Here is a 24,466-nt window from a genome sequence, read left to right on the forward strand (position 1 = left end):
TTAGGCGTCTCCGGCCCAAGTTTCGTGTATGTGCTTCGACCGTCTCGCCGACGAGGAGACGCTGGAGGCCAGTCTCCCGGCGTTGCTCGCCGCGGAGTGGCGCTGTGCGGTACGAAACGGTGCGATGGCAGCCGCGATGGTACTCGTCGTCTTGCTGGTCCAGGGCGCGCCGGTCTGGGTCGTCGGCGTGAGCGTCGCCGGGGCCATCGCCCTCGGGACGGCCCTCCATCAGGCCGTGTTGCTCACCGGCACGGGCGTCCTGCGGGCCAGGGCTCGCTGGCGGGAAAGTCGGCACGGGTCGGCCACGTAACTCCACGGCAGTACCGACAGCGGGCCAGGTAGCTACCGGAACGTTCGATTCTACGGGGAATTTCTGTACGAATCTGCCGCCGAGACACCCGGCGGCACCGTCCGCGAAAGACGGATTTAAACCGCCCCGCCCCGCCCATCAGTATGACATGCGATTGCATGAATACCAGGCGAAACAGGTCTTCGCCGATGCGGGCGTCCCGACACCTGCGTCCACGTTGGCCGAGACAGTCGACGAGGCCGTCGATGCGGCCGAAGAGATCGGCTATCCGGTCGCTATCAAGGCACAGGTACACGTCGGCGGCCGCGGGAAGGCCGGTGGCATCAAACTCGTCGATGACGCCGAGGAGGCCCGCGAGGCGGCCGATGCCATCCTCGGGATGGACCTCAAGGGCTTTCACGTCTCGAAGGTGCTCGTCGAGGAAGCCGTCGACTTCGTCAACGAACTGTACGTCGGCGTGACGATGGACCGCGGCGAGGGCCGTCCCGTCGCCATGGTCTCGACGAAAGGCGGCGTCGACATCGAGTCGGTCGCCGAGGAGACCCCCGAGGCTATCGCCCGCGAACACGTCGACCCTGCCTTCGGGATGCACCCGTTCCAGGCGCGCAAGGCTGTGTACGATGCCGGCGTCGACCGCGAGGTCGCAAACGACGTCGCGCGCGTCCTGACGACGCTGTATCAGCTCTGGGACGACCGCGACGGCGCGGACGTCGAGGTCAACCCGCTGATGATAACCAGTGACGGTGACGTGGTGGCGGCCGACGCCGTCATGAACATCGACGGGGACGCCCTCTTCCGCCAGCCCGAGCTGCAGGAGATGGGCGAGGAAGCCGCCGACGGCGACGAACTCGAACAGAAGGCCGACGAGTACGGCTTCGACTACGTCCGACTCGACGGCAACGTCGGTATCATCGGTAACGGCGCCGGTCTCGTGATGACGACGCTCGACCTCGTGGACTACTACGGCGGCGAGCCCGCGAACTTCCTCGACGTCGGCGGCGGCGCGAAGGCCGACCGCATCGCCAACGCGCTGGATATGGTATTTTCGGACGACAACGTGGATTCGGTCGTCTTCAACATCTTCGGCGGTATCACCCGCGGTGACGAGGTGGCAAACGGTATCAACCAGGCCTTAGAGCAGTTCGAGGAGATTCCCAAGCCCGTCACCGTCCGACTGGCCGGGACCAACGCCACCGAGGGCATGGAGATTCTGAACGAGGACCTCGTCACGGTCGAACACACGCTGGAGGACGCCGTCCAGCGAGCGGTTAGTTACGCGGAGGAGGAAGAAGAATGAGCGTTCTAGTCGACGAAGACACGCGCGTCGTTGTACAGGGTATCACGGGCGGCGAGGGCAAGTTCCACACCGAGCAGATGCTGGAATACGGCACCAACGTCGTCGCGGGCGCGGTGCCCGGCCGAGGCGGCCAGGAGGTCGCCGGCGTCCCGGTGTACGACACCGTCCACCAGGCCGTCCGCGAGGAGGACGCCAACGCGTCAGTCGTGTTCGTCCCGCCGGCCTTCGCCGGTGACGCCTGCTTCGAGGCGCTCGACGCCGCCGGACTCGACCTCGTCGTCGCCATCACCGAGGGCATCCCGACCCAGGACATGGCTCGCGTCTACCGCAAGCTAGAGGAGACCGACACGCACCTCGTCGGGCCGAACTGTCCCGGGCTCATCACACCCGGCGTCGCCAAGCTCGGCATCCTGCCCGGCAACATCTTCTCGTCCGGTAACGTCGGCCTTGTGTCACGCTCTGGCACGCTTACGTACCAGGTCGTCGACAACCTCACCGAGCGCGGGCTGGGCCAGTCGACTGCCATCGGCATCGGCGGCGACCCCATCATCGGGACGGACTTCATCGACGCCCTCGAACTGTTCGAGGCCGACCCCGACACCCACGTCGTCGCCATGTGTGGCGAAATCGGCGGTGAGGACGAGGAGGAAGCCGCCCGCTACATCGGAGAGCACATGGACACGCCCGTCGTCGGCTTTATCGCCGGCCGAACCGCCCCACCGGGCAAGCGGATGGGCCACGCCGGTGCCATCGTCTCCGGCTCCGGGACCGGCACCGCCGAGTCCAAAATCAACGCGCTGGAGAACAACGGTGTCGCCGTCGGCGACACGCCGAACGAAGTAGCCGAACACGTAGAAGACCTCCTATAGGTCTGCGGCGTCCGCTGGCCGGTTTTATCCGGCCGACCAGCAGAGCCGCAGACGAATTGGTATGACTCTGCGGCGCCCGTCGATAGGGATTCGGCGGACGGGGCTCAGAAACCCCGGATTCCTGCTCTGCGCGGCCGACGCCTTCTTTACCTAGGTTTGCAAACACCTACTGAATGAGCGAGTGGGCAGCCGAACGGACGATCGTGGTCACAGGTGCGAAATCGGGGGGAATCGATAGGCTACCGACGGTACTGGCCGAACGGAGTCATCTCACCGTCGTGGCTGCGGGCGAAGACGAGCTGGCGGGCGAACTGGCCGATGGGGACGCGCTCGTCGTCGTCGACGACCCGCCGGCGGCAGACGGCGTGGCAACGTTTCGACGTGTCCGTCGAGACGATTGGGCGCTCCCGGTCGTGCTGGTCAGCGAGGCCGTCGACCCAGACCGGGTCCAGACAGCACTCTCGACCGGTGTCACCGAATATCTCACGGGGTGGTCGGACGACCGGGCCGGCGAACTGGCAGCACGTATCGAGGCCCACGTCAGGACGCCGTCGCTGGACGGCATCGTCCAGGCCGAGCGCTGGAAGACCATCGTCGGGGCGCTCGCCCACGACGCCAAGAACCCGTTGAACGTCGTCACCGGTCGACTCGAACTGCTCGACGTCGAGGACACACACACCGACGCTATAGAACGCTCCGTCGGGCGGGTCCAGTCGCTGCTTTCAGAGCTCTCGACGGTCGCGAGCGTGGCCGGCCCCATCGAGGGCACCGAACCGGTCGACCTCGGCGAGATGGCCGAGCGGGTATGGCGGGACAGCGGCGGCTCGACCGAGCAGCTCCGCGTCGAGACCACGGCGACGGTGCAGGCAGACCCCAACTGTCTCGGACTCATTCTCGAACGGCTCTTCGAGAACGCCGTCGTCCACGGCGACGACCCCACCGTCACCGTCGGCGACACCGAGTCGGGGTTCTACGTCGCCGACGACGGCCCTGGCATCCCCGCCGAGGACCGGCAACGCGTCTTCGAACAGGGATACGGGACGGCCCGCGAGGGGGAAGGGTACGGCCTGTTCGTCGCCGAGAGCATCGCGACGTCGCACGGATGGGACATCGACGCGGCCGAGAGCGATGCCGGCGGCGCCAGGTTCGAGGTCCGGGCCCGCTAGAGACGGACTCTCATGCCGGTATCGTCGCCCCGGTTAGACGGCACCACGACAATCCAGAGGTAGGGTCATCGAACCGTGTGACACGGGGCCGATAGCGGCGGGCCGAACTTGTCGGTATTGTCGGAAAACCGTCCAGAACAGGGCGTTTCTGCCGGTCCGTGAGCGCGTTGTGAACGTTCCGGTGTAGCTATAAGGGCGGAATATGAACATTCGGATATGCCCCACACCTGCCGGAACTGCAAGCGGACATTCGGGACCGAGCTCGAACTCGAACTCCACCTGGACACCTGCTCCGCCGGGCAGCTGTACTGCGACGAGTGTGGCGGTCGGTTCACCGAGCGAGCGGCGACGGAGGACGGATGGCACTATCGCTGTCCGAACGAGGACTGTGACGGCAGCGGAATCGACGAGGACATTCACCAGGTATCTGACGCGCGCGTAGCGAAACAGTAGTTCTCCACGGCCACGTCCGGCTTTTTCCACACTCCAATCCGGCCTTCGAGTCACGGTACTCCCGAGTCTCGCCACGGACGGCGGCGATAGGGATAACGGCTGGTTGGCACAGCCAGCGGTTCACCTGTTCGACCGTAGTGAGGGCTGTCTCGCCCCACGAGAACAAGTCCTGAACCGCGAACCATAATATCCCAACGGCGGTCGGGAATCCTCGCCCTTCAGGGCGGGGAGGATGTCAACAGAACGGATAGAACGGTACCAAAGTATAGGTTAGTCCGGGCATAACCGCTTGCCAGATGATAGACGCCCGTGACCTTCGGAAGGAGTACGGCGATTTCGTCGCCGTCGAGGGGAGCACGTTCTCGGTGGACCGGGGAGAGGTGTTCGGAGTCATCGGGCCCAACGGGGCCGGGAAGACGACCACCCTGAAGATGCTCGCCGGCCTGCTCGAGCCGACGGCTGGGACCGCCGAGATAGCCGGCCTGGACACCGAGACGACGGAGATGCGCCAGCAGCTGGGCTTTCTCCCGGAGGAGTCGCCACTGTACGAGGAGATGACGCCTATCTCCTATCTGCAGTTCTTCGCGGACCTCTACGATGTCCCCGGCGACGTGGCCAAGCAACGGATGCACGAGACACTGGACGAGCTACAGCTCGAACACAAGGAGCGCAAGCTGGGCGATATGTCCAAGGGGATGAAACGCAAGGTGGCAATCGCACGCTCGCTCATCAACGACCCGGACGTGCTCATCTACGACGAGCCCGCCTCTGGGCTGGACCCGCTGACGACGAACTACGTCATCGAGTTCACCGAGCAGCTCGCAAAGGACGGCAAGACCATCGTCTTCTCTGCGCACAACCTCTTTCACGTCGAGTCTATCTGTGACCGAGTCGCCATTATGAACGAGGGGCAGATCGTCGCCAGAGGCGACCTCGAGGAACTCCAGGCGGAGTACGGCGAGACGCGCTATCACGTCTACACTACCGTCGAGGTGCCCGACGCGGTCCGGGAGAACGGCAACTTCCGGACGGAAGTCGAGAGCATGGACGCCGTCGAGGAAACCCGGACCGCCGCGGAAGACGCCGGCGGGCAGGTGGTCGACATCCGCACCGAGGAGTCCAGCCTGGAAGAGGTGTTCCTCAACGTCGCCGAAGCCGGCACTCGGGGCACACGCTACGTCGGGGAGGACGGCGAGTAGATGCGACCCGCGAAGCTGCTGCGGGTCGCGAAGTGGGAGGTGACCAAAAACGCCGGCGGTGTCGACAGGAAGACAGTCGTCGTGATGGTACTGGCCGTCCTCGCGATGGGGTCTGTCGCGGCTGTCGCGGCGAGCGGGAGCGGTCCCGGACTGAACGCGGACATCTACCGCGTCGGGGTCGAGGAGTCGAACCCGTACTACGATGTCGTCGAAGACGACCCGAGCTTCAGAGCTCAGGCGCCCGACCGCGAGGCGTTCGAACGCGGTGAGCAGGACCTGACGTTCTACGGGCCGAACCGGCTCAGCCGCCCACAGACCGAAAAGCAGGCGGCGGCACTGGAGGCGCTCCGGACCAGTACGGAGTCGTACAACGACCGAACGATGGCCCGAGAGAGCAATCAGACCGCGGCGTTCCCGGTCTCGGTGACACTGGTCTATCAGGAACAGGGCGGGAGCAGTGCGCTCGACACCCGGACCGACGGGAGCGCTAACGGGAGCGGTGACGCGACCGCCGGCGATCGAAACGACAGCGACGGCACCGCCAGTGGGAACGGGACCGCGACCGACGACGGTGCCACGCCGGCCGGAGGAAGCGGTGGCGACGGTGGCGGCGGTGGCGACGGTGGCGACGGTGGCGGCGGTGACGCCGGCGAGAGTACCGGCGACGGAGAAACCGCTGGCGGTGGCGGCGGAGCGAACCTGGGTGGTATCGGCGCCCGGCTCACCGGCGACGTCGATAGCGGGACCCCAAGCGACATCTCGCCGCCCTTCCCGTTCGAGTCGCTCGTGCTCGCCTTCCTCTACATCGTCCCGATGAACTTCGTCATCCAGGCCTACGGCTCCTCGATGCTCTCAGAGCGGCTGAACCGCCGGGGCGAGCTCCTGCTCGTGACGCCGGCCTCGCGCGTGGACATCATCGGCGGGAAGACGCTCCCGTACTTCCTCGGCGCGATGGGGGTCGCGACGGCTATCACCGCCCTGTTGCGGTTCTCGGGTATCGCGCCGAGCGGGAGCCTCATCGCGGTGGCCGCGGTCCTGCCCATCGCCATGCTCTTCCTGGCGGCGACGTTCTGTGGCGCGATGTTCGCGCGATCGTTCAAGGAACTGACCTTCGTCACGGTCACTGTCACGGTGACGTTGACCTCCTACGCGTTCGTACCGGCCATCTTCACCGACGTGACGCCCATCGCGCTCATCTCGCCGCTCACCCTGGTCGTGATGGACCTCACCGGCCGGTCGATAGCGCTGGGTGAGTTCGCGTTCTCGACGCTCCCACCGCTGTTCACCGCGCTCGTCCTCTTCGGCCTCGGCGCGGGGCTCTACCGCGAGGAGGACATGTTCACCCAGCGCTCGATTCCGCTCAAGGTACTGGACGCGCTGGCGGGCCAGATCAAGGGCCGCAAGAGCGCGCTGAAGATGAGCGCTATCCTCATCCCCTTCGTCATCGTCGCCGAACTGGGCGCCGTCGCGTTCCTGTTCGTCCTCGATTCGGTGTCGCTGAACGTCTTCGGGACGAACCAGTCGCTTGGCATCGTGCTCGTACTGGGCGTCGTCGCTCTCGTCGAGGAACTGGGCAAGAGCCTCCACCTCTATGCCGGCTACGCCAACGCTCGCTACGAGCGGGGGCTCCGGTCGGCCATCGGGCTGGGCGCGCTCTCGGGCCTTGGCTTTTTCATCGCCGAGAAGGGGCTGCTCATCGTCCGACTCTCGGACCTGGAGAGCCTGCCGATCGGCGACGCCGCCGTCCAGGGGGCGACGCCGCCCGCCGGCGTCCCGCTCTGGGCCGTCGCGTTACTGTTCCTCTTTGCGCCGCTGGCCTTGCACGCGGTGACGGCAGCCATCTCCTCGGTCGGCGCCCAGCGGGGCCGGTTGGCGTACGTCGCCGGCGTCGGGGTGGCCGTCGTCGTTCACTTCGCCTACAACCTCACGGTGGTGAGTAGCCTTGCCTGACGACCGCCCCTGGTATCGGGACCCACGAATCGTGGTCGCCCGCCGGGACGTGCGCTCGCTCTCCCGCGAGAAGACCATCGTGCTGGCCCTGCTCATCCAGCTGTTCGTGGCCGGCTTCTCGTCGTTCCTCGTCGTGGGGCTCACCTCGCTGTACGACCCCGGCTCCGTCTCGACCGGCGAGGTCGAGATGGCGGTCACCGGCGACGCCCAGGACGAACTGGAGCAAGCCGCAGCCGAACACGACAGCGTGGAGACGCAGGCGTTCAACAGCAGCAGGGACGCACAGCTGGCCTTCGAAGAGCGCCGCGTGGACGCCCTGTTGAACGCCAGTTACGTCGAGTCGAGCGACGGGCCCGGGACAGAGATATCAGTCACGGCTCGCATCCCCGAGGGGTCGATTCGCTCGACGCTCATCGTCGTCAACGTCCGCCGAGTGTTGGAGACCCTGGAGCGCCAGGAGCGGTTCGACCGGGCCGGCTCACTGGAGGAGAATCCGGTTCCCCTGCCACCGGAGGTCAGTGCCAGCCCCTACTTCGGCTTTACCTACACTGTCTTGATTCCGCTACTGCTCTTCCTCCCCGCGTTCATCAGCGGGTCGGTGGCCGTCGACACCATCACCGAGGAGATGGAACGCGGGACCCTGGAACTGCTCCGCGTCGCGCCCGTCTCCTTGCTCGACATCGTCGACGGGAAGGCCCTGGGGATGGCGCTGCTGGCGCCCGCCCAGTCGCTGCTGTGGATTCTGCTGCTTTCGGTCAACGGCATCCGAGTGGCGAACGTGGCCGTCATCCTCCTGTTCGTCGCGGCCGTCGCGGCGGTGGTCGTCACCATCGGTGTCGTGCTGGGCGTCGCGACCGGGAAACGACGGCCCGCGCAGCTGCTGTACTCGGTGCTGACGCTTGTCGTCTTCGGGGCCGCCGTGGTGTTGCCCGAACACCCGGCGACGACGGTTGCGAAGCTCGCCGTCGACAGCCCGACGCTGTCGACTTACGCGACGGTCTTCGGGACGCTTGCGGTCGCGCTCGCAGGCTACGCCGCGGCACGGAAGTACGTCGACAGCGTCGACGCCAGCGCGTTCTGACCGCCGAGCAGCGAGGTCTTCTCCCTCGCCGGCAGGCATCCGTCAGAGCGATTATCCCTCGCTCAGCAGTACGTCCCAGCATGAACGACCGCTCGCGTCGAACCGCCTACTATCTCCTCGCGGTCGCCGTCACGACGGTGGTGTTCACCCTCGTCTACAACTACGGGATGGCGACCCTCGAAAACCGGCCCCAACCGCTCTACCGGTCGCTCGAGGTCGTCTTCCAGACGTTCACGACGACCGGCTACGGCGAGGACGCGGGGTGGGACACGCTCTGGATGAATTTGCTGGTGATACTGATGCAACTCACCGGTATCGGGCTCATCCTCGCCGCGGTGGACGTCTTCGTCGTGCCGTGGCTCCGACGGTCGCTCGCCCCCTCGGCGCCCGAGCGACGCGCGGGACTCAGTGGCCACGTCGTCGTCTGTGGCCACACCGCCAGGACAGACGCGTTCATCTCGGAGCTCGACGCACGCGGCCGGGAGTACGTGCTCGTCGTCGCCGACGAGGACGACGCGACAGACCTCCAGACGGCGGGGTATCAGGTGCTGCTCGGCGACCCAGAGGCCACTGCCACGCTGCGAAACGCGTCCATCGACGACGCCGTCGCCGTGGTCGCCGACGGGGCCGACGACACGAACGCCAGTATCGCGCTCTCGGCGCGGGACGTCTGTCCCGACGTCCGGGTGGTGACGCTCGTCGAGGACGCGTCGCTCGCCCGGTACCACCGCGCCGCCGGCGCCGACGAGGTTCTCTCGCCCCGACAGCTGCTCGGTGAGAGCCTCTCTCGGCAGGTGCCCACCACCGTCACGGCAGACATCAGGGAGGGCGTACCGATAGACGAGGACCTCCAGCTGGCCGAGCTGACTATCGCCCCAGACAGCGGCTTCGCGGGGGAGACCTTCGGCGAGGCGCAGTTGCGCGAGCGGTTCGGCGTGAACGTCATCGGCGCCTGGTTCGACGGCGATTTCGAGACGCCGGTCGAGGCCGACGACGTCCTGACCGGCGGGACGCGGCTCCTGGTCGCCGGTGAGCCGACACAGGTGACCAGCCTGCAGGAGGCGACCACGTCCAGAGTCCGTGAGTTCGGACCACAGCGAATCCTGCTGGCGGGGTACGGGGACTCCGGGCAGGCGGCCTACGACCTGCTCGACGGGACCGGCTCTCAGCTTACGGTCCTCGACCTCGAGGACCACGAGAACGTCGACGTCACCGGCGACGCGAGCGACCCGGACGTACTGGAGGCGGCGGGCATCGCAGACGCCACTGCGCTGTTGCTGACAGTCGGCGACGATACGACGGCGATTTTCACGACGCTCATCGCCCGCGAGCTGAACCCGGACCTCCACATCGTCGTGCGCGCCAACGACCACGCCGACGTCCAGAAGCTGTACCGCGCCGGTGCGGACTACGTCCAGTCGCTGGCGACTGTGAGCGGGCGGATGCTGGCCTCGACGGTGTTCGAGGACGAGACGATGCTGGCGTACGACCGCCAGTTCAGCGTGGTACGCCTCCCAGCGGACGGACTGGTCGGAACCACCATCGTCGACGAGTCGGTCCGGACGGAGACGGGCTGTACCGTCGTCGGGATACTCCGAGACGGCGAGACGATAACCGACTTCGACCCGGCGGCGTTCACTTTCGAGGCCGGTGACGAGGTCATCGTCGCCGGGACCGACGAGGCCATCACGCGGTTCGAGCAGCGGTTCGTCGACTGACAGAGCGGTCCTGTTGCCGGTCCCCGGCGGCTACGGCTCGGGGTCCTCGCCGGAGGGGGACCGACCCCGGTTCCAGACCAGCTTGTGGAGTTCGATAGCGACTGCGACACCGAGTGCGACGCCCGACAGCAGGAGCCACCGGCCCGGCTGGACCGGGGCCGTTTCCAGGACCGCCTGTGCCGGCGGGACGTACATCGCCAGCAGGTGGACGAGGAAAGCCACGGCAGTGCCCGCGAGCAGTATCGGGCTGTCCCACGGTGCGAGTCGGGTCAGCGAGACGGTCTCAGAGCGGGCGTTGCCGATGTTGACAATCTCGAACAGCACCATCAGCAGGAGGACCTGATTTCTGACGGCCGTCTCGGAGAGGCCGCTGTCGAGCAACCACACGAACACGCCAAAGCCGAGCGCCCCCATGACCGCAGCCGCGACGGCCGTCCGCTCGGTCATGAGCCGGTTGAAAATGCGTTCGGTGGGTGACCGTGGCGGCCGGTCCAGCACGTCGCGTTCCTTCGGTTCGAACGCGAGCGCGACGTCCTGGATGCCGTTCGTGACGAGGTTCAACCAGAGAATCTGGACCGGCGTCAGCGGGAGCGGTAACCCCGCGGCCAGCGCCAGCAGTACCAGCACCACCTCTGCCGCGCCGGTCGAGACGAGCAGGTAGATTATTTTCCGGATGTTGTCGTAGGCGACCCGCCCCTGTTCGATACCGGCGACGATGGTCGCGAAGTTGTCGTCGCTGAGGACCAGGTCGGCCGCGTCGCGGGCGACGTCGGTGCCCATCTCGCCCATCGCGATACCGATATTCGCCTGCCGGAGCGCCGGCGCGTCGTTGACCCCGTCACCGGTCACGGCGACGTAGTGGCCGGCGCTGCGAGCGGCCTTGACGATGTCGAGCTTCTGCTCGGGAGAGACGCGGGCGAATACTCGCGTGTCCTCGATGCGGGCGGCGAGCGCAGACTCGGACAGCCCCGCGAGTTCGGCACCGGTCGTCACGTCCGCCGGCGTCGACGCCAGTCCCAGGTCGCGGGCGATAGCGAGCGCGGTCTCCGGGTGGTCCCCGGTTATCATCGTGACCGTGATGCCCGCCTCGCCGGCCGTCGCTACCGCCTCCCGGACGCCCGACCGGAGCGGGTCGACCAGACCGAGAAGGCCCAGAAACGTCAGTCCCGACGGCTCCGGTGGCGGATCTGACGGGTCGAGTCCGTCTTCGACGCGCCCCGCGGCGACGGCGAGGACGCGATACCCGTCGCGGGCCATCTCGGTCGCGTCGTCGGAAAGCGCCGCCGTGTTCACCCCGTCACACAGCGCCAGGACCCGCTCGGGGGCGCCCTTGAGGTACACTTTCGTCCCGTCGGCCCCGCGGTGGAACGACGCGGCGAAGCGCTGCTCGGACTCGAAGGGTATCTGGGCTATCTGGGGATACTCGTCCAGTGCGCGCTCCTGCGTCCAGTCGAGTTTCCGCCCGAACGTCAGCAGCGCCACGTCCGTCGGGTCGCCCCGCCAGGTCCACTCGCCGTTCCGGCTCGAGAGGGTCCCCTCGTTACAGAGGACCGCGGCCCGTGCGAGCCGGTCCAGTTCGTCGGCCGCCGCCGTATCCGGCGCCTGCCCGTCTCGGCGCACCGCCCCCGACGGGTCGTACCCCTGGCCCGTCACCGCGTAGACGCCGCCGTCGGGGAGCCTGACCTGCCGAACGGTCAGCTCGTTGGCCGTGAGCGTACCCGTCTTGTCGGAGGCTATCATCGTACAGCTCCCCAGCCCCTCGACGGCGACGAGGCGTCGGACGATGACGCCCACCTCGGCCAGGCGGCGACTCGCGACCCCGAGTGCGACCGTCATGCCGACGGGTAATCCCTCCGGAATCGCCGAGACCGCCAGCGCGACCGCGAAGAGAAACATCTCCACGGGGTCGTACTGGTGGACGAGCACGCCGAGCAGGGCCGTGGCCGCTGCCGCGAGGAGGACGGCGACGCTAATCGTGCGAGTGAACCGCTCCATTCGGGTCAGCAGCGGCGGCTGCCCGCCATCGACAACCGTCAGGTCCTCGGCGAGGCGGCCGACGACGGTGTCGGACCCGGTTTCCACCACGACACCCCGACCCCGGCCGCGACTGACAGTCGTTCCGGCGTAAGCCATATTTCGCCTGTCGCCGAGGGGGACCGCCTCGCTCTCCGTCCACCCCTCGTCTTTTACCACCGGTTCTGATTCCCCCGTGAGGGCGGACTCGTCGACGGTGAGTTCCTGGCTGTCCGTGAGACGGACGTCAGCCGGCACCCTGGCGCCCGATTCCAGCACCAGCACGTCCCCGGGGACGACGTCATCGCTGTCTACGTCGCGGAGTTCGCCGTCGCGTCGCACTGTCGCCGTTGTCTCGATGAGTTCCTGTAGCGCGCGGCTGCTCTGCTCGGCTTGCCACTCCTGAACCCCACCGACGACAGCGTTAACGAGGAGCACCGCTCCGATGAAGGCGGCGTCGGTCCCCTCGCCGATGGCCAGCGAGACGACCGCGGCGACGATGAGGATGTAGATGAGCGGGTCCTTGAACTGGCGGAGCAGAATCTGCCAGACGGTGACCGGCGCCGCCCTCGGGAGCCGGTTTGGTCCCTGCTCCGCGAGCCGGCGCCGGGCCTCGTCGTCGCTGAGCCCCTCGGGGTCGCTCTCGAGGGAGTCGAGCACTGTTTCGACCGCCGCAGTGTACCAGTCAGACCGGTCCATCCGTGCCAGCTCGGCTGCCGTAGCCGTCTCTCCGCACGGGTAGTGTAATTTCCTCCTTACCCGGCGACACCGACCGACTACTGTCCCACCAGGAGCGGTCCGGTCGGGACGAGGGGGTATCTGCCGTGAGCATCAACCGTCCATGGACTGTAGGGCCGGCGACTCGACGTGACGGCGTTCTCAATCGGCGCTGCCCTGACCGCTTGAGGGGACCCCATATCGTCGGTGCCCCGAACGTCAGTCACCTCGAGGCGCAGCGGGGGACGGAGTGAGCCACGAGCCAGAAGCGGCCTGTCACCGGAAGGTGGCTACCAGCCGAAGCTACCGGCAAATTGTGGCCCGCTCCTGTCAATTGGAATCAATACGTCGGCCGTCATATACGGCGCATGTACGAAGTCCCGTTCGAGACAGATATCGACTCGAAGTCGGCCGACAGCGTCATCAGCGCCGCCCGGGAGAGTCTCGGTGATACCCTCCGGAGCGTCGTCTACTTCACACCCTCGGGGATGGACCTCCTCTACGTCCGACAGGACCCTACGAATCGCGCCAGCGGGCCGTCGAGGCCAAGTCCATGCTCGTCGAGTACGAGCGTGTCGGCTTTGCCGAAGCGCCCGTTCGGACCGCGCTAGCGGCGCCCCAGACCCGCGAGAGCATCGGGCCGTACGACTTCACCGTCCGGGTTCACGATGACGGGTTCGTCGTCAGGTTCCTCGACGGGGAGAACGGGGTCATCCTGACAACCGACGGCATGGACGTCGAGGCGTTCGACGACGCCGGCGTGGCGATTACGACGCTCCTCCGCGAGCCGTAGTCACGGAATCCGTCCCCCCGCACTCCCTGGCTGGTCGGTGCCGGTCTGCTCGTGGGTGTGGTGGAAAAAGCGGATGAGCGGCGTCCCGTCCTCGCTACCCGGCTGGAAGCAGACCCGCTGATAGCGATCGTTGTCGCGCATGTTCACCATCAGCCCCTCGTCGTGGACCGACACCGTCTCGAAGTCGGCCCCACAGACCGGGCAGATGACCGGGCCCTGAGAGTCCGTCTCGTCGCCGTCGCTCCCGCTCACGCCTGCACCTCCGACGCGATTCGCTCCAGTCGCTGGAACTCGTCGTCGTCGTAGGCGATGAGTTCGACGTCCGAGAGCGAATCGGGCTCGAAGGCAGAAATTTCCTCGCAGATGATGCGAACCCCGTCACCGAAGTCGAACCCGGCGATGCCACAGCCCAGCGCCGGCATGACGAGGGACGCACAGTCCAGCGCGTCGGCCTCGGCCAGCGCGTTCCTGGTCGCGTCGCGGATGCTCTCGGTCGTCGCCTGCCCGCCGGCGGGCATCGCCGCGGCGTGGATGACGTAGTCGGCGTCAGCTGGTAGGCGTCCGTCGTCGCGACGCCACCGAGCGCGACCGGTCCCTTGGCGACGGCCTCGTCGTCGATACCTGACCCCGCTGCCCGCTTGAGCGCGCCGGCGACGCCGGACCCCATCCGGAGGCTGGTGTTTGCCGCGTTGACCAGCGCGTCGGCCGACTGGGCCGCGATGTCGCCCTGAATGACGTCGAACTCCATACCCGACGATGGGGCCGTCGAACCCATAGGCTTACTGGCGTGTGGTGGCACTCCTCACATCAGTTCGATACCCCTCGGGCCCCAAAAGCCGGTATGGACCTCCTGGGAATGACGTGGCGGGACGTGGGCTTCCTGCACTGGCCGGTCGAGCCGAGCGTCGTCGCGGCGACGCTGCCCGACGGCCTGACCGTCGATAGCAAGGACGGCCAGGCCTGGCTCGGCGTCGTCCCCTTCGAGATGGCCGACATCCGGCCCCGCGGGAGCCCCATCGGCCGTTCCTTCGGCGAGTTGAACCTCCGGACCTACGTCACCGACGGGGAGACCCCGGGCGTCTACTTCTACAATCTCGACGCCGACGACCGCCTCAGCGTCGCCATCGCCAGGCGGCTGTTCGAGCTGCCCTACTACCGCGCGTCGATGCAGGTGGGCCGGAACGGCGACGGGGTCCGGTTCCGGAGTCGGCGGACCGACGACCGCGCGCCGTCGGCCGACTTCGACGCCACCTACGGCCCCGCTGACGGTGGTGAGGCCCACGAGACGACGCCGCGTTCGCTGGAGGCGTTTCTCGTCTCCCGCTACCGATTCTACGTCGCCGACGACGCGGGGACCATCTACTACGCCGACATAGACCACGACCCGTGGCCGCTGCAGGAGGGGGTCGTCGAGGTCCGGGCGAACGACCTCTTCGAGGCGAACGGGTTCGACCACCCCGAGGGCGACCCGGTGGTGTACTACAGCCCTGGTATCGACGTGACGGCCGGGCGGCTGCGTCGGCTGTGAACAGAGTGCAGGTAGTGTTTCGTTCCGGCCCACGGCGGACGAACAGCTGTCTCAGGCGGAACGCTCGATGACGGACATATTGTCGAAATCGTGCTGCATACAAAGCGCATAGTCACCACACCAGATGGTCGGTCAGTATGACATAGCCCACGACCAGCTCGAGAGTTTCGAGTGTCCGTAGTGTGGTCAGACGGTCGATGAGTATCTGTCTCCGTCAGATGAGATTCGGCGTGAGTGGGTAGTGGTAGATTTCGCCTTCGCTCGCCCGTAGCGTCCCGATGATTCTAATCACGAGCCCGCCCGGGATGAGTACCAGCAAGAACAGAAACCCGATGAGAACAAACGCCAACACGAAGGAGATCAGTATAGCAATAAAAAATACGATCTCGAAGTTGAGCGAACTCTTCGCGTTTTCCTCAACGAGCGTATCGCCGTCGTCTGCGATTAGCAAAATGAGCAGTGGTCCGAGGAAGGGCGCAAACAGCGAAGAGGCATGTGCGAGCGCAGCTAGCGTCGTATCTCCGTCAGTGCGGTTTGTCATATTGCCCGATAGTCAGGGGTGCGGGATAAAATCCGAGCCTATCATTCACGTGTGTGAAATTTATTAATTTGAATTGTTGATTTCTGGACTCACTGGTCAGCTGATTCAGTGAGAGCGGGGTAAAAGAAATGGGAGTGCTGTGCTGACTATAGCCTCTGTATTCAGCACGCTGTTCCTGTCACGCATCGCGGGCGCGGCGGAGCTGAACGGCCAGACGGCCGTTCCTGCGACCAACGGCGATAGCGCCCGGCACTACACTCAAGACGCCCGAGTCCCGAGAGCGGATATGTCGAGGAAGCCGCTCACGGTCCAGGTCGCGGACGTCTGTTTCTGTCACTGGCCGGTCGACCCCGACGCGCTGGAGCGGACACTCCCCGACTGGCTCACAGTCGAGCGAGCGGCCGACGACGCCTGGATTACGGCCATCCATCACACCGTCACCGGCGTCTCGGCGTTCGGCGTCGACCTGGGGAATCCGGCCCAGTCGGTCACGGTCCGGACGTACGTCACGGGTCCCGACGGCCAGCGGGGGCTGTACTTCTTCGCCGCCTTCACCACGGACCCGATAGCCAGCGCCGCCAGCCCACTCCTCCGGCTGAACTACCGCGACGGTGAGGTAACTCGACGGGACGCCGACAGCGACAACCGGACCGAGCGGACGCTTTCCGTCGACGGTCGGCGTGCGCTCACGGTCCGGTACACGCCGGGCGATGAGTCCGCGACGACGGCGCCGCCGGACTCTCTCCCGGCCTTCTTCGTCGAGCGGTTCCGCGTCTTCGGCGACGGGCCCCTCGGGGCGAAGTTCGTGGGTCACGTCGGCCACGACCCCTGGGAGCTGGGGCCGGTCGAGGCGAGCGTCGACGGCGACCCGCTGTCGGTACTGTCCCTCCCCGAGCCGGTCGGGGACCCGCTGGTCCACTACAGCCCCGGCAACGAAATGGGCGTCTCGCCGTTCAAACCGCTCTGGCTCGACTGATACTGGTGGCTGTAACAAACTGACGTAATTCGCCACCGCGAATATCTTTGCGAACGTACAGCCACCAGTATGAGGCTCCCCGAAGGTTACAACAGGCGCCCCCTCGTTTTCGGCGCCAATGGACGAACTGACGCGAGGGGGGCGTCTCGCCGGCGTGGTCGCTGTCCTCGTCGCTGCGGTCGGTATCGCCGGCGCGATACTGGCGTCACCGGCCTTCACAATCGCCGGGAACGCCCTCTCTGACCTCGGGCAGCCGGGCAACCCGGTCGCGACGCCGGTGACGACGCTGCTGTTCGACGGCGGCCTGGTCCTCGCCGGCGTGGTCGGGCTCCCCTTCGCCGTTGTGCTGTGGCGGCGAAGCGAGACCCGACTCGGACAGGCGGCCGTCGTCCCCTTCACCATCGCACTGCTCGGGATGGTCGGCGTCGGCCTCTTTCCGGCCGGGCGGGCGCTCCACGTCCCGGCCGCGCTGACGCTGTATCTCGCCTCGATGGTCGCCATGGGGCTCGACGGTATCGGTGACGTGCTATCCGGACAGCGACGGCGCGGCGCAGGTACGTGCTCGCTCGTGGCTGTCCACGTCGCCGGCTGGTGGTGGTGGGCCGCCAGTGGCCCAGTGCTGCGGCCCGGACTGGTTATCCCGGAGCTGCTCGGCGCGGGCATCTTCGCCGCGTGGGTCTTGCTGACCGCGCTGGGGCAAGCGCCCGGTTGGCCCGAAAGCTGACGCGAGTATCAAATACGGCAACCGGGCCGAACGAATAAAGGGGCGAGTGGCTGGTACTCTCGAGGTATGGTAGCTATCGAGACGACGGACCTGACGCGCCGCTTCGGCGAGGTAACGGCGCTGTCAGAACTCTCCCTCTCCGTCGACGACGGCGCCCTCTTCGGGCTTCTGGGACCCAACGGCTCCGGGAAGACGACGACCATCGAACTGCTGACCGGGCAGCGCGAGCCGTCCAGCGGGACGGCCACCGTCGTCGGCCACGACCCGGTCACGAAGCCGATGGCAGTCAAGCGCGCTATCGGCATCCTGCCCGAGCGCGAGGACCCGCCGAGCTTTCTCTCTCCCAGGGAGTATCTCACCTTCGTCGGCGAGGTGCGAGACGTGCCCGACGTGGACGACCGCATCGAGACGTGGGCCGAGCGCCTGGAGTTTGCGGGCGTGCTGGACGCCCTGTCGACGGGACTGTCGGAGGGGGAGCGCCAGCGGGTGATGCTCGCCGCCGCCTTCCTGCACGACCCCGACCTGGTGTTCATCGACGAGCCGCTCGTGAACCTGGACCCAATCATGCAAGAGCAGGTCAAAGCAGTCCTCGCTGACTACTGCGAGCGGGGGAACACGCTCTTTCTCTCGACACATTACGTCGACGTGGCCGCCGAGCTCTGTACGCACGTCGGCATCGTCGAGAGCGGCGAACTCGTCGCCGAGTGTGACCCCAGCGAGATGAGCGAGGACGAGCTGCTGGAGTACTTCATCGCCGAGGTCGGCGGGGAGCGCCACGGCGGCGGGGTGGAGGTGCGGGCGTGACGGGGACGCTGTTCCGGTGGATGGTCCGCGAGGAGTGGCGTCTCCACAGCCACCTCTTCGGGGGGGCGCGCTTCGCGGCGTTTCCCCTGCTCGTGGCCGCACTAACAGCGGTCGGCACGTGGCTGTTGCCGATGACGGGGACCCCCATGGACACCGTCGCGGGCGGGCTGGTCGCGCTCGTGGCCTTCTTCGGGCTGCAGGTCGGGACCATCGGCCTGGTCGGCCGGGACGCGCTGCGGGACGTGCTGGGCGAGATGACGTTGCTGGTCTTCTCGGCGCGCACCCTCCCGCTGTCCTTTCGGCGCCTGCTCGCGACGTTCCTGTTAAAGGACGTCTGCTACTACACCGGGTTCGTGCTCACGCCGGCGGTGCTGGGCTACGGTGCCGTGGCCATCGCGTCGGGGACAGCCCCGGCGAGTGTCGCCCTGCTGTGGCTCGCCGTCGTCGCGGCCTTCGCCTTCGGCGCGTCGCTATCGCTCGCACTCGTCGCCGTGGCGACCCGGAGCCGGCCGGCGTTCGTGGGCGGGCTCGCCGCCGGAACGCTTTCGGTCCTCGCGCTGGGCGTCGACCCCGTCGCGTACACGCCCTACGCCCTGTACGCCGACCCGTCGGTGGCCACGGCCGTTCGCGGCGTCGCGCCGACGCTCGCGCTCGCGGCGGTCGGTGTCGCGCTCTTCGAGCCGGTCGACGACACCGGCTCGGCTCGTCACCGGGCGACCGAACGGCTCTTTACGGGCGTCTCGGACCCGCTGACCAGACAGTCGCTCCTGTCGGTCGCGCGCTCCTCTGGCTCGGTCGGCAAGGTCGTCTTCTCGATGGGCGTACTCTTTGCCGTCACGGCGTTGTTGCTGGACCGGATTACCGCTGCGACCGGTATTCGACCGCAAGCCGGCGTCGCGTTCGGGACGCTGCTGGGACTGGGTGCCTTCACGACCTACAGCTGGGTCACGCAGTTCGATTCCCCCCGGTCGTATCTCCGCTATCCGGTGGCCTACGCCGACGTCTTCGCAGGGACCCTGCGGGCGTATCTGGTGCTCTCGCTGTCGGCAGCGGCGCTCTATCTGACCGTGGCGACGCTGTGGTATCCACCCGCGGCCGTCGCGGTCGGTGCCCTCGTTGTCCCCGGGGTGGCCGTCTACGTCTTCGGCGTGGCGGCGTATCTCACCGGGCTGTCGCCCAACGAGTTGCTGTTCGATACCGCGCTGTTTGCCGTCTTCGGGGCCGCGCTGGCCGCGCTGGCAGTCCCACTACTGGTCGCCGCGCTCGTAGTCTCTGTGGCGCCCCTGGCCGCCGTCGGCGGTGCGGTGGGACTGGCCGGGCTGGCCGGCGCCGTCGGCTGGTGGCTGATAGGTCGTGCCGGTCCACGCTGGGAGGGGCGACTCAGGAGACAATGACAGTACAGGGACAGCTTTCCGTAGGTACAAGTGCAAAAACGTGTTCGAGTATGGTATACGAGTAGATTACATGGCCGAGGGTACTATCAGAACGCTGGTGGTCGACGACAGCGAGTTCTTCGCAGATATGACTGCGGAGACGTTGACCCAGGAACACGACATGGACGCTGTCTCGGTCCACAGCGGCACCGCCGCCGCCGAGCGGCTGGCCGAGGAGGAGTTCGACTGCGTCGTCAGCGACTACGAGATGCCCGAGATGGACGGGCTGGAGTTGCTGTCGACAGTCCGGAGCGAGGACCCGTCGCTGCCCTTTATTCTCCTCACGGGCCGGGGCGACGAGGAGACGGCGAGCAAGGCGATACGGGCCGGCGTGGCCGACTACCTGCTGAAACTCGAGGTCGTCGAGGACAAGCAGTACGGTCGGCTGGCCAACCGCATCGAGAGCGTCGTCGCACAGGACCGGACCAGAAAGAAGTTCGAGTCACTGGTCGCGAACTCGCCGGACGGTATCGCACACATCACTGCGAAGGGGGTCCTGCTGTCGGCCAACCCCTCGCTGGCCGACCGGCTCGGGACGACCCCCGAGGCGCTGGCCGGCGAGCGCCTCATCGACGTGATGGACACCGAAACCGCTCGCCGGCGGGTCGCCGCTGTGCGTGAGGCAATCGACGAGGGCGAGACGGTCGAGACGACGGACTCGCTCGACGGGCGCCACTACCAGAACCAGTTCGTCCCCGTCGAGAGCCACCGCGAGCGGGCCACGGCCCAGCTTGTCTCCCGGGACGTCACGGAACGGGTCGAGCGCGAACGGGAGCTCGAACGGCAGAACGAGCGGCTAGAGGAATTCGCAAGCGTCGTCAGCCACGACCTCAGAAACCCGTTGAACGTCGCCGCCAGCGCCCTGGAACTGCTCGACGTCGAGGACGACAACGAGATGGTGGCCAAGATAGACCGGTCGCTCGACCGGATGAGCGACATCATCGAGGACGTCCTGACGCTGGCTCGCGAGGGGCGGGCCGTCCACGAGCCCGAGTGGGTCGCAATTGATTCGCTGGCCGAGGAGGCCTGGGCCGACGTCGCGACAGATGGCGCGACACTCTCGGTGACAGTGACGGGCGAGATAGAGGCCGACCCCACACGGGCCCGTGACCTCTTCGCGAACCTCTTTCGCAACGCCGTCGAGCACAACGACGGCCCCGTGACAGTGACCGTCGGCCCCCGCGACGACGGAATCTACGTCGCCGACGACGGGACCGGTATCGACGAGGAGAGCGACGTGTTCGAGATGGGCCACTCGACGGCCGACGACGGGACCGGTATCGGGCTGGCCATCGTCGCCCAGATCGCCGACGCCCACGGGTGGGGGCTCGACCTGACCGAGAGCGAGGACGGCGGCGCCCGCTTCGATGTGACCGACGTGGCCAGCCGCGAATGAGGGGCTTTTCACCCCTGGCGCCATACCGGCACCCATGACTGTCCGGGGCGTCCTGCTGGACCTCGACGGAACGGTGTATCACCACGACGACCCCCTGCCCGGGGCACCCGAAGCGGTCGACCGCCTTCGCGAGAGCGGCCGCTCGTTACTGTTCTTCTCGAACAACCCCCTCCACGGCGGAACGGAGTACGTCGAGCGCCTGCAGTCGCTGGGAATCGACGCTCGCCCCGGCGAGGCCTGCTCCTCGGCCGTGGTCACGCGGGAGTACATCGACGAGCACCACGCAAGCGACGACGTGTTCGTCATCGGCTCGGCCGCGATTCGCGAGCGTATCGCCCGCGGGCGGGCCGACGTGGTCGCTGAACCGGGCGAGGCCGACGTGCTGCTGGCTTCCTGGACCGACGAGTTTCACTACGAGGACATGACCGACGCGCTCCGCGTGCTCGACACCGGCACCGTCTATCTGGGCACGGACCCCGACCCGACCTTCCCGGGACCCGGCGGCGACCCGGTGCCCGGCTCGGGCGCGATCCTCCGGGCTATCACGGGCGTCACGGAACGCGAGCCCGACCGGGTCCTGGGCAAGCCATCCGAGGTCGCCATCGAGGCGGCGCTCGACCGGCTGCGCCACGACGCCGAGGACATCCTCGTCGTCGGCGACCGCCTGGGGACCGACATCCTGCTCGGCGAGCGCGCCGGGATGGAGACGGCGCTCGTGATGACAGGCGTCACCGACGACGCGACGCTCGCCGCCAGTGACGTGAAACCCGACCACGTGCTGGACTCGCTCGCGGATATCGACAGTATTCTCTCGTAGCCTCGGCGGGTCGAACATCCTGAACCGTCGGATAAACTCCCAACAACGGGAACGTGTCCCACTGTCGAACCCTTTATTGGCCGGGTTGTGCAACTGATATGATAACCGATGGTCGACAAAGCCGAACTCCGCGAGCAGTTCACTGAAGCGTTCCAGGACGCAGACTACCCCATCTCCAGCCCGATGGACCTCGTGCCAGCGCTACCCGCCGGTCCGGCGACGAAGTTCGAGTCCGGCGAGTTCTCGATGACGGCGATGGAACTGAACACCAAACTCGACGGGGAGTTCCCCTACGAGAGCGTCGACGACTTCGTCGACGACGTGATGGCGTCGCTGGAATCGCAGGACCTCATCTAGGGGCGACCGCGAGGACCGCAACCGTGAGCGCGATACCGAGCCCCAGCAGCGCGTAGTTCGCCAGCGTGTTGTCCGCTCGACAGACGCCGAGCGTGTAGTGCCGGTCAGAGACCGGCCAGAAGGGCGTGATGCCCATGGGCGTGATGGCGTCCGCGAGCAGGTGCGAGACGACGGCAGTCGTGCCGACCGCGAACCCGACAGCGGCGAGCTCGACCGGCGTTCCGACGCCGGCGTCCCGGCCGAGCAGCCAGCCGAGCACGCCGAGGGCACCACCGACCGCGACCGCAAATCCCAGGGTGTGGGTGACGCCCCGATGGGCGACGCCGGGCAGGCGCTGGTCGACGTCTGGCAGGGACGCGAGCGCGACCGAGCCGGCGCCACCGACGATAGCGAGGGTCGGCCGGCCCAGCAGTAACAGCGCCAGCCCCAGCGGCGCGTACACGACGAGTGCGGCCCCCTGATGGCCCAGCCGGTACATACCAGTCAGTTTGTCCCCGATAGCTTCTAAACTGTCGGTCCGCCTCCGTGGCGAGGCTTATGTGGCCGGCGGGGCAAGTAAGGCCATGTTACTGCCGGCGGTCGTCGAGACGCTGATTGCGACCTTTGGCCCGTTTCTCATCCCGGCGACGCTGTTCGTGCTGGGTGCCATCGGCTACCTGTTTCTCTATCTGGTGACTCGGGCCCGCCGTGAGACGTACACTGACGACCAGTCGTGACAGACCAGGCCGGCCGTGACACGCACCTGTGGACGGATATGAACCGACCCAATTTTTGTTTTGAAACACTACGCTTTTCAGTTAGACGCGTCTAAATCACCCCATGTTGAGCGCGAAGATGGAGGACTATCTGAAGGCTATCTACCGGCTCGAACGGGAGGGCGAACCCCCCGTGGCGACCTCGACTATCGCTGAGACGCTGGAGGTGACGCCGCCGACCGCGACGAGCATGGTCGAGACGCTCGCCGACCGCGACCTCGTCGAACGCGAGAAGTACAAGGGCGTCACTCTCTCTCCGGAGGGCGAGACGGTCGCACTGGAGGTCATCCGTCACCACCGGCTGCTGGAGACCTTTCTCACCGAGGAGCTGGGCTACGACTGGGCGGAGGTCCACGAGGAAGCCGAGATTCTGGAACACCACATCAGCGAGGAGTTCGAGCGCCGCGTCGCCGCCGCACTGGACGACCCCGAGGTCGACCCCCACGGCGACCCGATTCCCAGCGACACGCTGGACCCTATCGACGACATCCCGGCCTCCGCGCTGGCCGACCACGGCGAGGGGACCCGACTGCTGGTCGCTCGTGTGCGAGACCGCGACCCGGAAGAGCTGACGTATCTCGACGGGGCGGGCATCCGGCCGGGCGTCGAACTCGTCGTCGAGGAAGTCGCCCCCATCGGGATGGTGACGGTCCGACTGGACAGCGGTGAGACGGTGGCGCTGCCAGACCACATCGCCGACGCCATCCAGGTCCGCAACCCCGACGAGGCCGCCGAAGAGGTGACCGAGGTGTGAGCGAGGTCACCTGGCTCGGCGTCGTCGCTATCGCCGCCGGCGCACAGCTGACCGTCCTCCCCGGTGAGAAGGTCCAGTTCATCATCGCGGGGCTCTCGACCCGGTACCACCCGGCGATGGTCGTCGCCGCGGCCGGCACCGCCTTTGCCGGTTGGACGGCCCTGGAGGTATGGCTCGGCAGCGCCGTCACCGAACTCCTCCCCGGAATCTACCTCGACGCGATGACGGCGGCGCTGTTCGTCCTCTTTGCCTACCTACTGGTCCGGACCGCCCCCGACAAAGACGCTCCGGACAGGGAGGCCGCTACAGGCCTGCTGACCGACGGCGGCGAACTGGACGTCACCGTCCCCTACCTCGGCTGGCAGGTCCCGAACAAACTCGGGGGCTTCCTGCCCATCTTCGCGATGATGGCCTTCGGCGAGTTCGGCGACAAGACCCAGCTCATCACCATCTCGCTGGCCGCCCAGTACCCCGCGTTCGGGACCGCCATCTGGACCGGCGAGATGCTGGCTATCATTCCGGTGAGCATCGCCAACGCCCTGTTCTTCCACAAGTTCTCCCATCACTTCGACCTCCGGAAGGCCCACTTCGTCGGCGCCGGCCTGTTCCTCTTTTTCGCCGTCGACTTCGCGGTGAAGGTCACCGTTGGCTTCTCGCTGTGGGAGACCGTCGTCACCGCGGCGGCGAACGCGCTACCGTTCTGACGTTCTTATCGAATTTTCTTGCGGCATCTCGCTTTCTATTCGAAGGTATAGTTCCGTTAGAACCTTACAATCACAGTGACAAACCGCATCAACGGGGAGGTCCTACTAGTA

General features: G+C 66.8%; 26 protein-coding genes and 2 pseudogenes. 23 read left to right on the forward strand and 5 right to left on the reverse strand.

Going from position 1 to position 24,466, the window contains the following annotated elements:
• Positions 1-28: 28 nt before the first annotated feature.
• The 10 genes and pseudogenes from P1K32_RS01355 (at position 29) to P1K32_RS01395 (ending at position 10,043) form a co-directional block, all read left to right on the forward strand.
• Complete coding sequence (locus tag P1K32_RS01355) at positions 29-310, forward strand: hypothetical protein (protein ID WP_276250939.1); 282 nt, start codon at positions 29-31, stop codon at positions 308-310.
• A 148-nt stretch (positions 311-458) separates the two neighbouring features.
• Complete coding sequence (sucC, locus tag P1K32_RS01360; RefSeq protein WP_276250940.1) at positions 459-1,607, forward strand: ADP-forming succinate--CoA ligase subunit beta; 1,149 nt, start codon at positions 459-461, stop codon at positions 1,605-1,607.
• Positions 1,604-2,476 (forward strand): succinate--CoA ligase subunit alpha, encoded by an 873-nt coding sequence (gene sucD, locus P1K32_RS01365; RefSeq protein WP_276250941.1) that lies wholly within the window; start codon positions 1,604-1,606, stop codon positions 2,474-2,476. The genes sucC and sucD overlap by 4 nt, the downstream gene beginning before the upstream one ends.
• A 173-nt stretch (positions 2,477-2,649) precedes the next feature.
• On the forward strand, positions 2,650-3,642 hold the full coding sequence (locus P1K32_RS01370) for a sensor histidine kinase (protein WP_276250942.1): 993 nt from the start codon (positions 2,650-2,652) through the stop codon (positions 3,640-3,642).
• 216 nt (positions 3,643-3,858) lie between these two features.
• Entirely contained in the window at positions 3,859-4,095 is a 237-nt protein-coding gene (locus P1K32_RS01375) for a transcriptional regulator (protein ID WP_276250943.1), read from the forward strand.
• Between the two features lie 43 nt (positions 4,096-4,138).
• Positions 4,139-4,282 (forward strand): annotated as a pseudogene (locus tag P1K32_RS17730) (RNA-guided endonuclease InsQ/TnpB family protein); the annotation flags it as partial.
• Positions 4,283-4,391: 109 nt separating this feature from the next.
• On the forward strand, positions 4,392-5,294 hold the full coding sequence (locus P1K32_RS01380) for an ABC transporter ATP-binding protein (protein WP_276250944.1): 903 nt from the start codon (positions 4,392-4,394) through the stop codon (positions 5,292-5,294).
• Positions 5,295-7,244, forward strand: coding sequence for a PrsW family intramembrane metalloprotease (locus P1K32_RS01385; protein WP_276250945.1), 1,950 nt, complete (start codon positions 5,295-5,297; stop codon positions 7,242-7,244).
• Entirely contained in the window at positions 7,237-8,325 is a 1,089-nt protein-coding gene (locus tag P1K32_RS01390; RefSeq protein WP_276250946.1) for an ABC transporter permease, read from the forward strand. The genes P1K32_RS01385 and P1K32_RS01390 overlap by 8 nt, the downstream gene beginning before the upstream one ends.
• Positions 8,326-8,405: 80 nt before the next feature.
• Entirely contained in the window at positions 8,406-10,043 is a 1,638-nt protein-coding gene (locus tag P1K32_RS01395) for a potassium channel family protein (RefSeq protein ID WP_276250947.1), read from the forward strand.
• A 30-nt stretch (positions 10,044-10,073) separates the two neighbouring features.
• Here the strand turns inward: P1K32_RS01395 and P1K32_RS01400 are convergent, their stop codons facing one another.
• A complete protein-coding gene (locus P1K32_RS01400; protein WP_276250948.1) occupies positions 10,074-12,755 on the reverse strand; it encodes a cation-translocating P-type ATPase in 2,682 nt (893 codons plus the stop codon).
• 386 nt (positions 12,756-13,141) lie between these two features.
• Between P1K32_RS01400 and P1K32_RS17735 the strand changes: the two genes are divergently transcribed.
• Together P1K32_RS17735 and P1K32_RS01405 are read left to right on the forward strand one after the other, a co-directional pair.
• Positions 13,142-13,384: a DUF7522 family protein gene (locus tag P1K32_RS17735; protein WP_419181056.1), complete on the forward strand. Its 243-nt coding sequence runs from the start codon at positions 13,142-13,144 to the stop codon at positions 13,382-13,384.
• A complete protein-coding gene (locus P1K32_RS01405) occupies positions 13,327-13,566 on the forward strand; it encodes a DUF7522 family protein (protein WP_276250949.1) in 240 nt (79 codons plus the stop codon). The genes P1K32_RS17735 and P1K32_RS01405 overlap by 58 nt, the downstream gene beginning before the upstream one ends.
• Here the strand turns inward: P1K32_RS01405 and P1K32_RS01410 are convergent, their stop codons facing one another.
• Both P1K32_RS01410 and P1K32_RS01415 read right to left on the reverse strand, forming a co-directional pair.
• Positions 13,567-13,818, reverse strand: coding sequence for a DUF8145 family protein (locus P1K32_RS01410; protein WP_276250950.1), 252 nt, complete (start codon positions 13,816-13,818; stop codon positions 13,567-13,569).
• A pseudogene (locus P1K32_RS01415) lies at positions 13,815-14,314 on the reverse strand (macro domain-containing protein). Before P1K32_RS01415 ends, P1K32_RS01410 begins: the two are co-directional and overlap by 4 nt.
• Positions 14,315-14,407: 93 nt before the next feature.
• Here P1K32_RS01415 and P1K32_RS01420 point away from each other — a divergent pair.
• Positions 14,408-15,094: a YqjF family protein gene (locus tag P1K32_RS01420; RefSeq protein WP_276250951.1), complete on the forward strand. Its 687-nt coding sequence runs from the start codon at positions 14,408-14,410 to the stop codon at positions 15,092-15,094.
• A 214-nt stretch (positions 15,095-15,308) separates the two neighbouring features.
• On the opposite strand, the gene P1K32_RS01425 is transcribed toward P1K32_RS01420, so the two are convergent.
• Entirely contained in the window at positions 15,309-15,635 is a 327-nt protein-coding gene (locus tag P1K32_RS01425) for a DUF4870 domain-containing protein (protein WP_276250952.1), read from the reverse strand.
• Between the two features lie 286 nt (positions 15,636-15,921).
• Between P1K32_RS01425 and P1K32_RS01430 the strand changes: the two genes are divergently transcribed.
• The 7 genes from P1K32_RS01430 to P1K32_RS01460 all read left to right on the forward strand — a co-directional run bounded on the left by P1K32_RS01430 (position 15,922) and on the right by P1K32_RS01460 (position 22,142).
• Positions 15,922-16,611, forward strand: a complete 690-nt coding sequence (locus tag P1K32_RS01430) for a DUF2071 domain-containing protein (protein ID WP_276250953.1) — start codon at positions 15,922-15,924, stop codon at positions 16,609-16,611.
• Between the two features lie 118 nt (positions 16,612-16,729).
• The gene (locus P1K32_RS01435; protein ID WP_276250954.1) at positions 16,730-17,335 is read left to right on the forward strand and encodes a DUF998 domain-containing protein; all 606 of its coding nucleotides are present in this window, start codon (positions 16,730-16,732) and stop codon (positions 17,333-17,335) included.
• Positions 17,336-17,401: 66 nt separating this feature from the next.
• Positions 17,402-18,139: an ABC transporter ATP-binding protein gene (locus P1K32_RS01440; protein WP_276250955.1), complete on the forward strand. Its 738-nt coding sequence runs from the start codon at positions 17,402-17,404 to the stop codon at positions 18,137-18,139.
• Positions 18,136-19,533, forward strand: a complete 1,398-nt coding sequence (locus P1K32_RS01445; RefSeq protein ID WP_276250956.1) for a hypothetical protein — start codon at positions 18,136-18,138, stop codon at positions 19,531-19,533. Before P1K32_RS01440 ends, P1K32_RS01445 begins: the two co-directional genes overlap by 4 nt.
• A 70-nt stretch (positions 19,534-19,603) precedes the next feature.
• Positions 19,604-20,968, forward strand: a complete 1,365-nt coding sequence (locus tag P1K32_RS01450; protein ID WP_276250957.1) for an ATP-binding response regulator — start codon at positions 19,604-19,606, stop codon at positions 20,966-20,968.
• A 34-nt stretch (positions 20,969-21,002) separates the two neighbouring features.
• The gene (locus P1K32_RS01455; RefSeq protein WP_276250958.1) at positions 21,003-21,785 is read left to right on the forward strand and encodes an HAD-IIA family hydrolase; all 783 of its coding nucleotides are present in this window, start codon (positions 21,003-21,005) and stop codon (positions 21,783-21,785) included.
• Between the two features lie 108 nt (positions 21,786-21,893).
• Entirely contained in the window at positions 21,894-22,142 is a 249-nt protein-coding gene (locus P1K32_RS01460; protein ID WP_276250959.1) for an MTH865 family protein, read from the forward strand.
• Here P1K32_RS01460 and P1K32_RS01465 read toward each other — a convergent pair.
• Positions 22,135-22,620 (reverse strand): metal-dependent hydrolase, encoded by a 486-nt coding sequence (locus P1K32_RS01465; RefSeq protein WP_276250960.1) that lies wholly within the window; start codon positions 22,618-22,620, stop codon positions 22,135-22,137. The genes P1K32_RS01460 and P1K32_RS01465 overlap by 8 nt on opposite strands.
• An 85-nt stretch (positions 22,621-22,705) precedes the next feature.
• Between P1K32_RS01465 and P1K32_RS01470 the strand changes: the two genes are divergently transcribed.
• From P1K32_RS01470 to P1K32_RS01480, 3 genes are all read left to right on the forward strand, one after another.
• Entirely contained in the window at positions 22,706-22,858 is a 153-nt protein-coding gene (locus P1K32_RS01470) for a hypothetical protein (protein ID WP_220587193.1), read from the forward strand.
• Positions 22,859-22,961: 103 nt separating this feature from the next.
• Entirely contained in the window at positions 22,962-23,651 is a 690-nt protein-coding gene (locus P1K32_RS01475; RefSeq protein WP_276250961.1) for a metal-dependent transcriptional regulator, read from the forward strand.
• A complete protein-coding gene (locus P1K32_RS01480) occupies positions 23,648-24,355 on the forward strand; it encodes a TMEM165/GDT1 family protein (RefSeq protein ID WP_276250962.1) in 708 nt (235 codons plus the stop codon). Before P1K32_RS01475 ends, P1K32_RS01480 begins: the two co-directional genes overlap by 4 nt.
• Positions 24,356-24,466: the final 111 nt, after the last annotated feature.

The sequence above is a fragment of the Haloarcula rara genome (assembly GCF_029338235.1).
Lineage (GTDB): Archaea > Halobacteriota > Halobacteria > Halobacteriales > Haloarculaceae > Haloarcula > Haloarcula rara.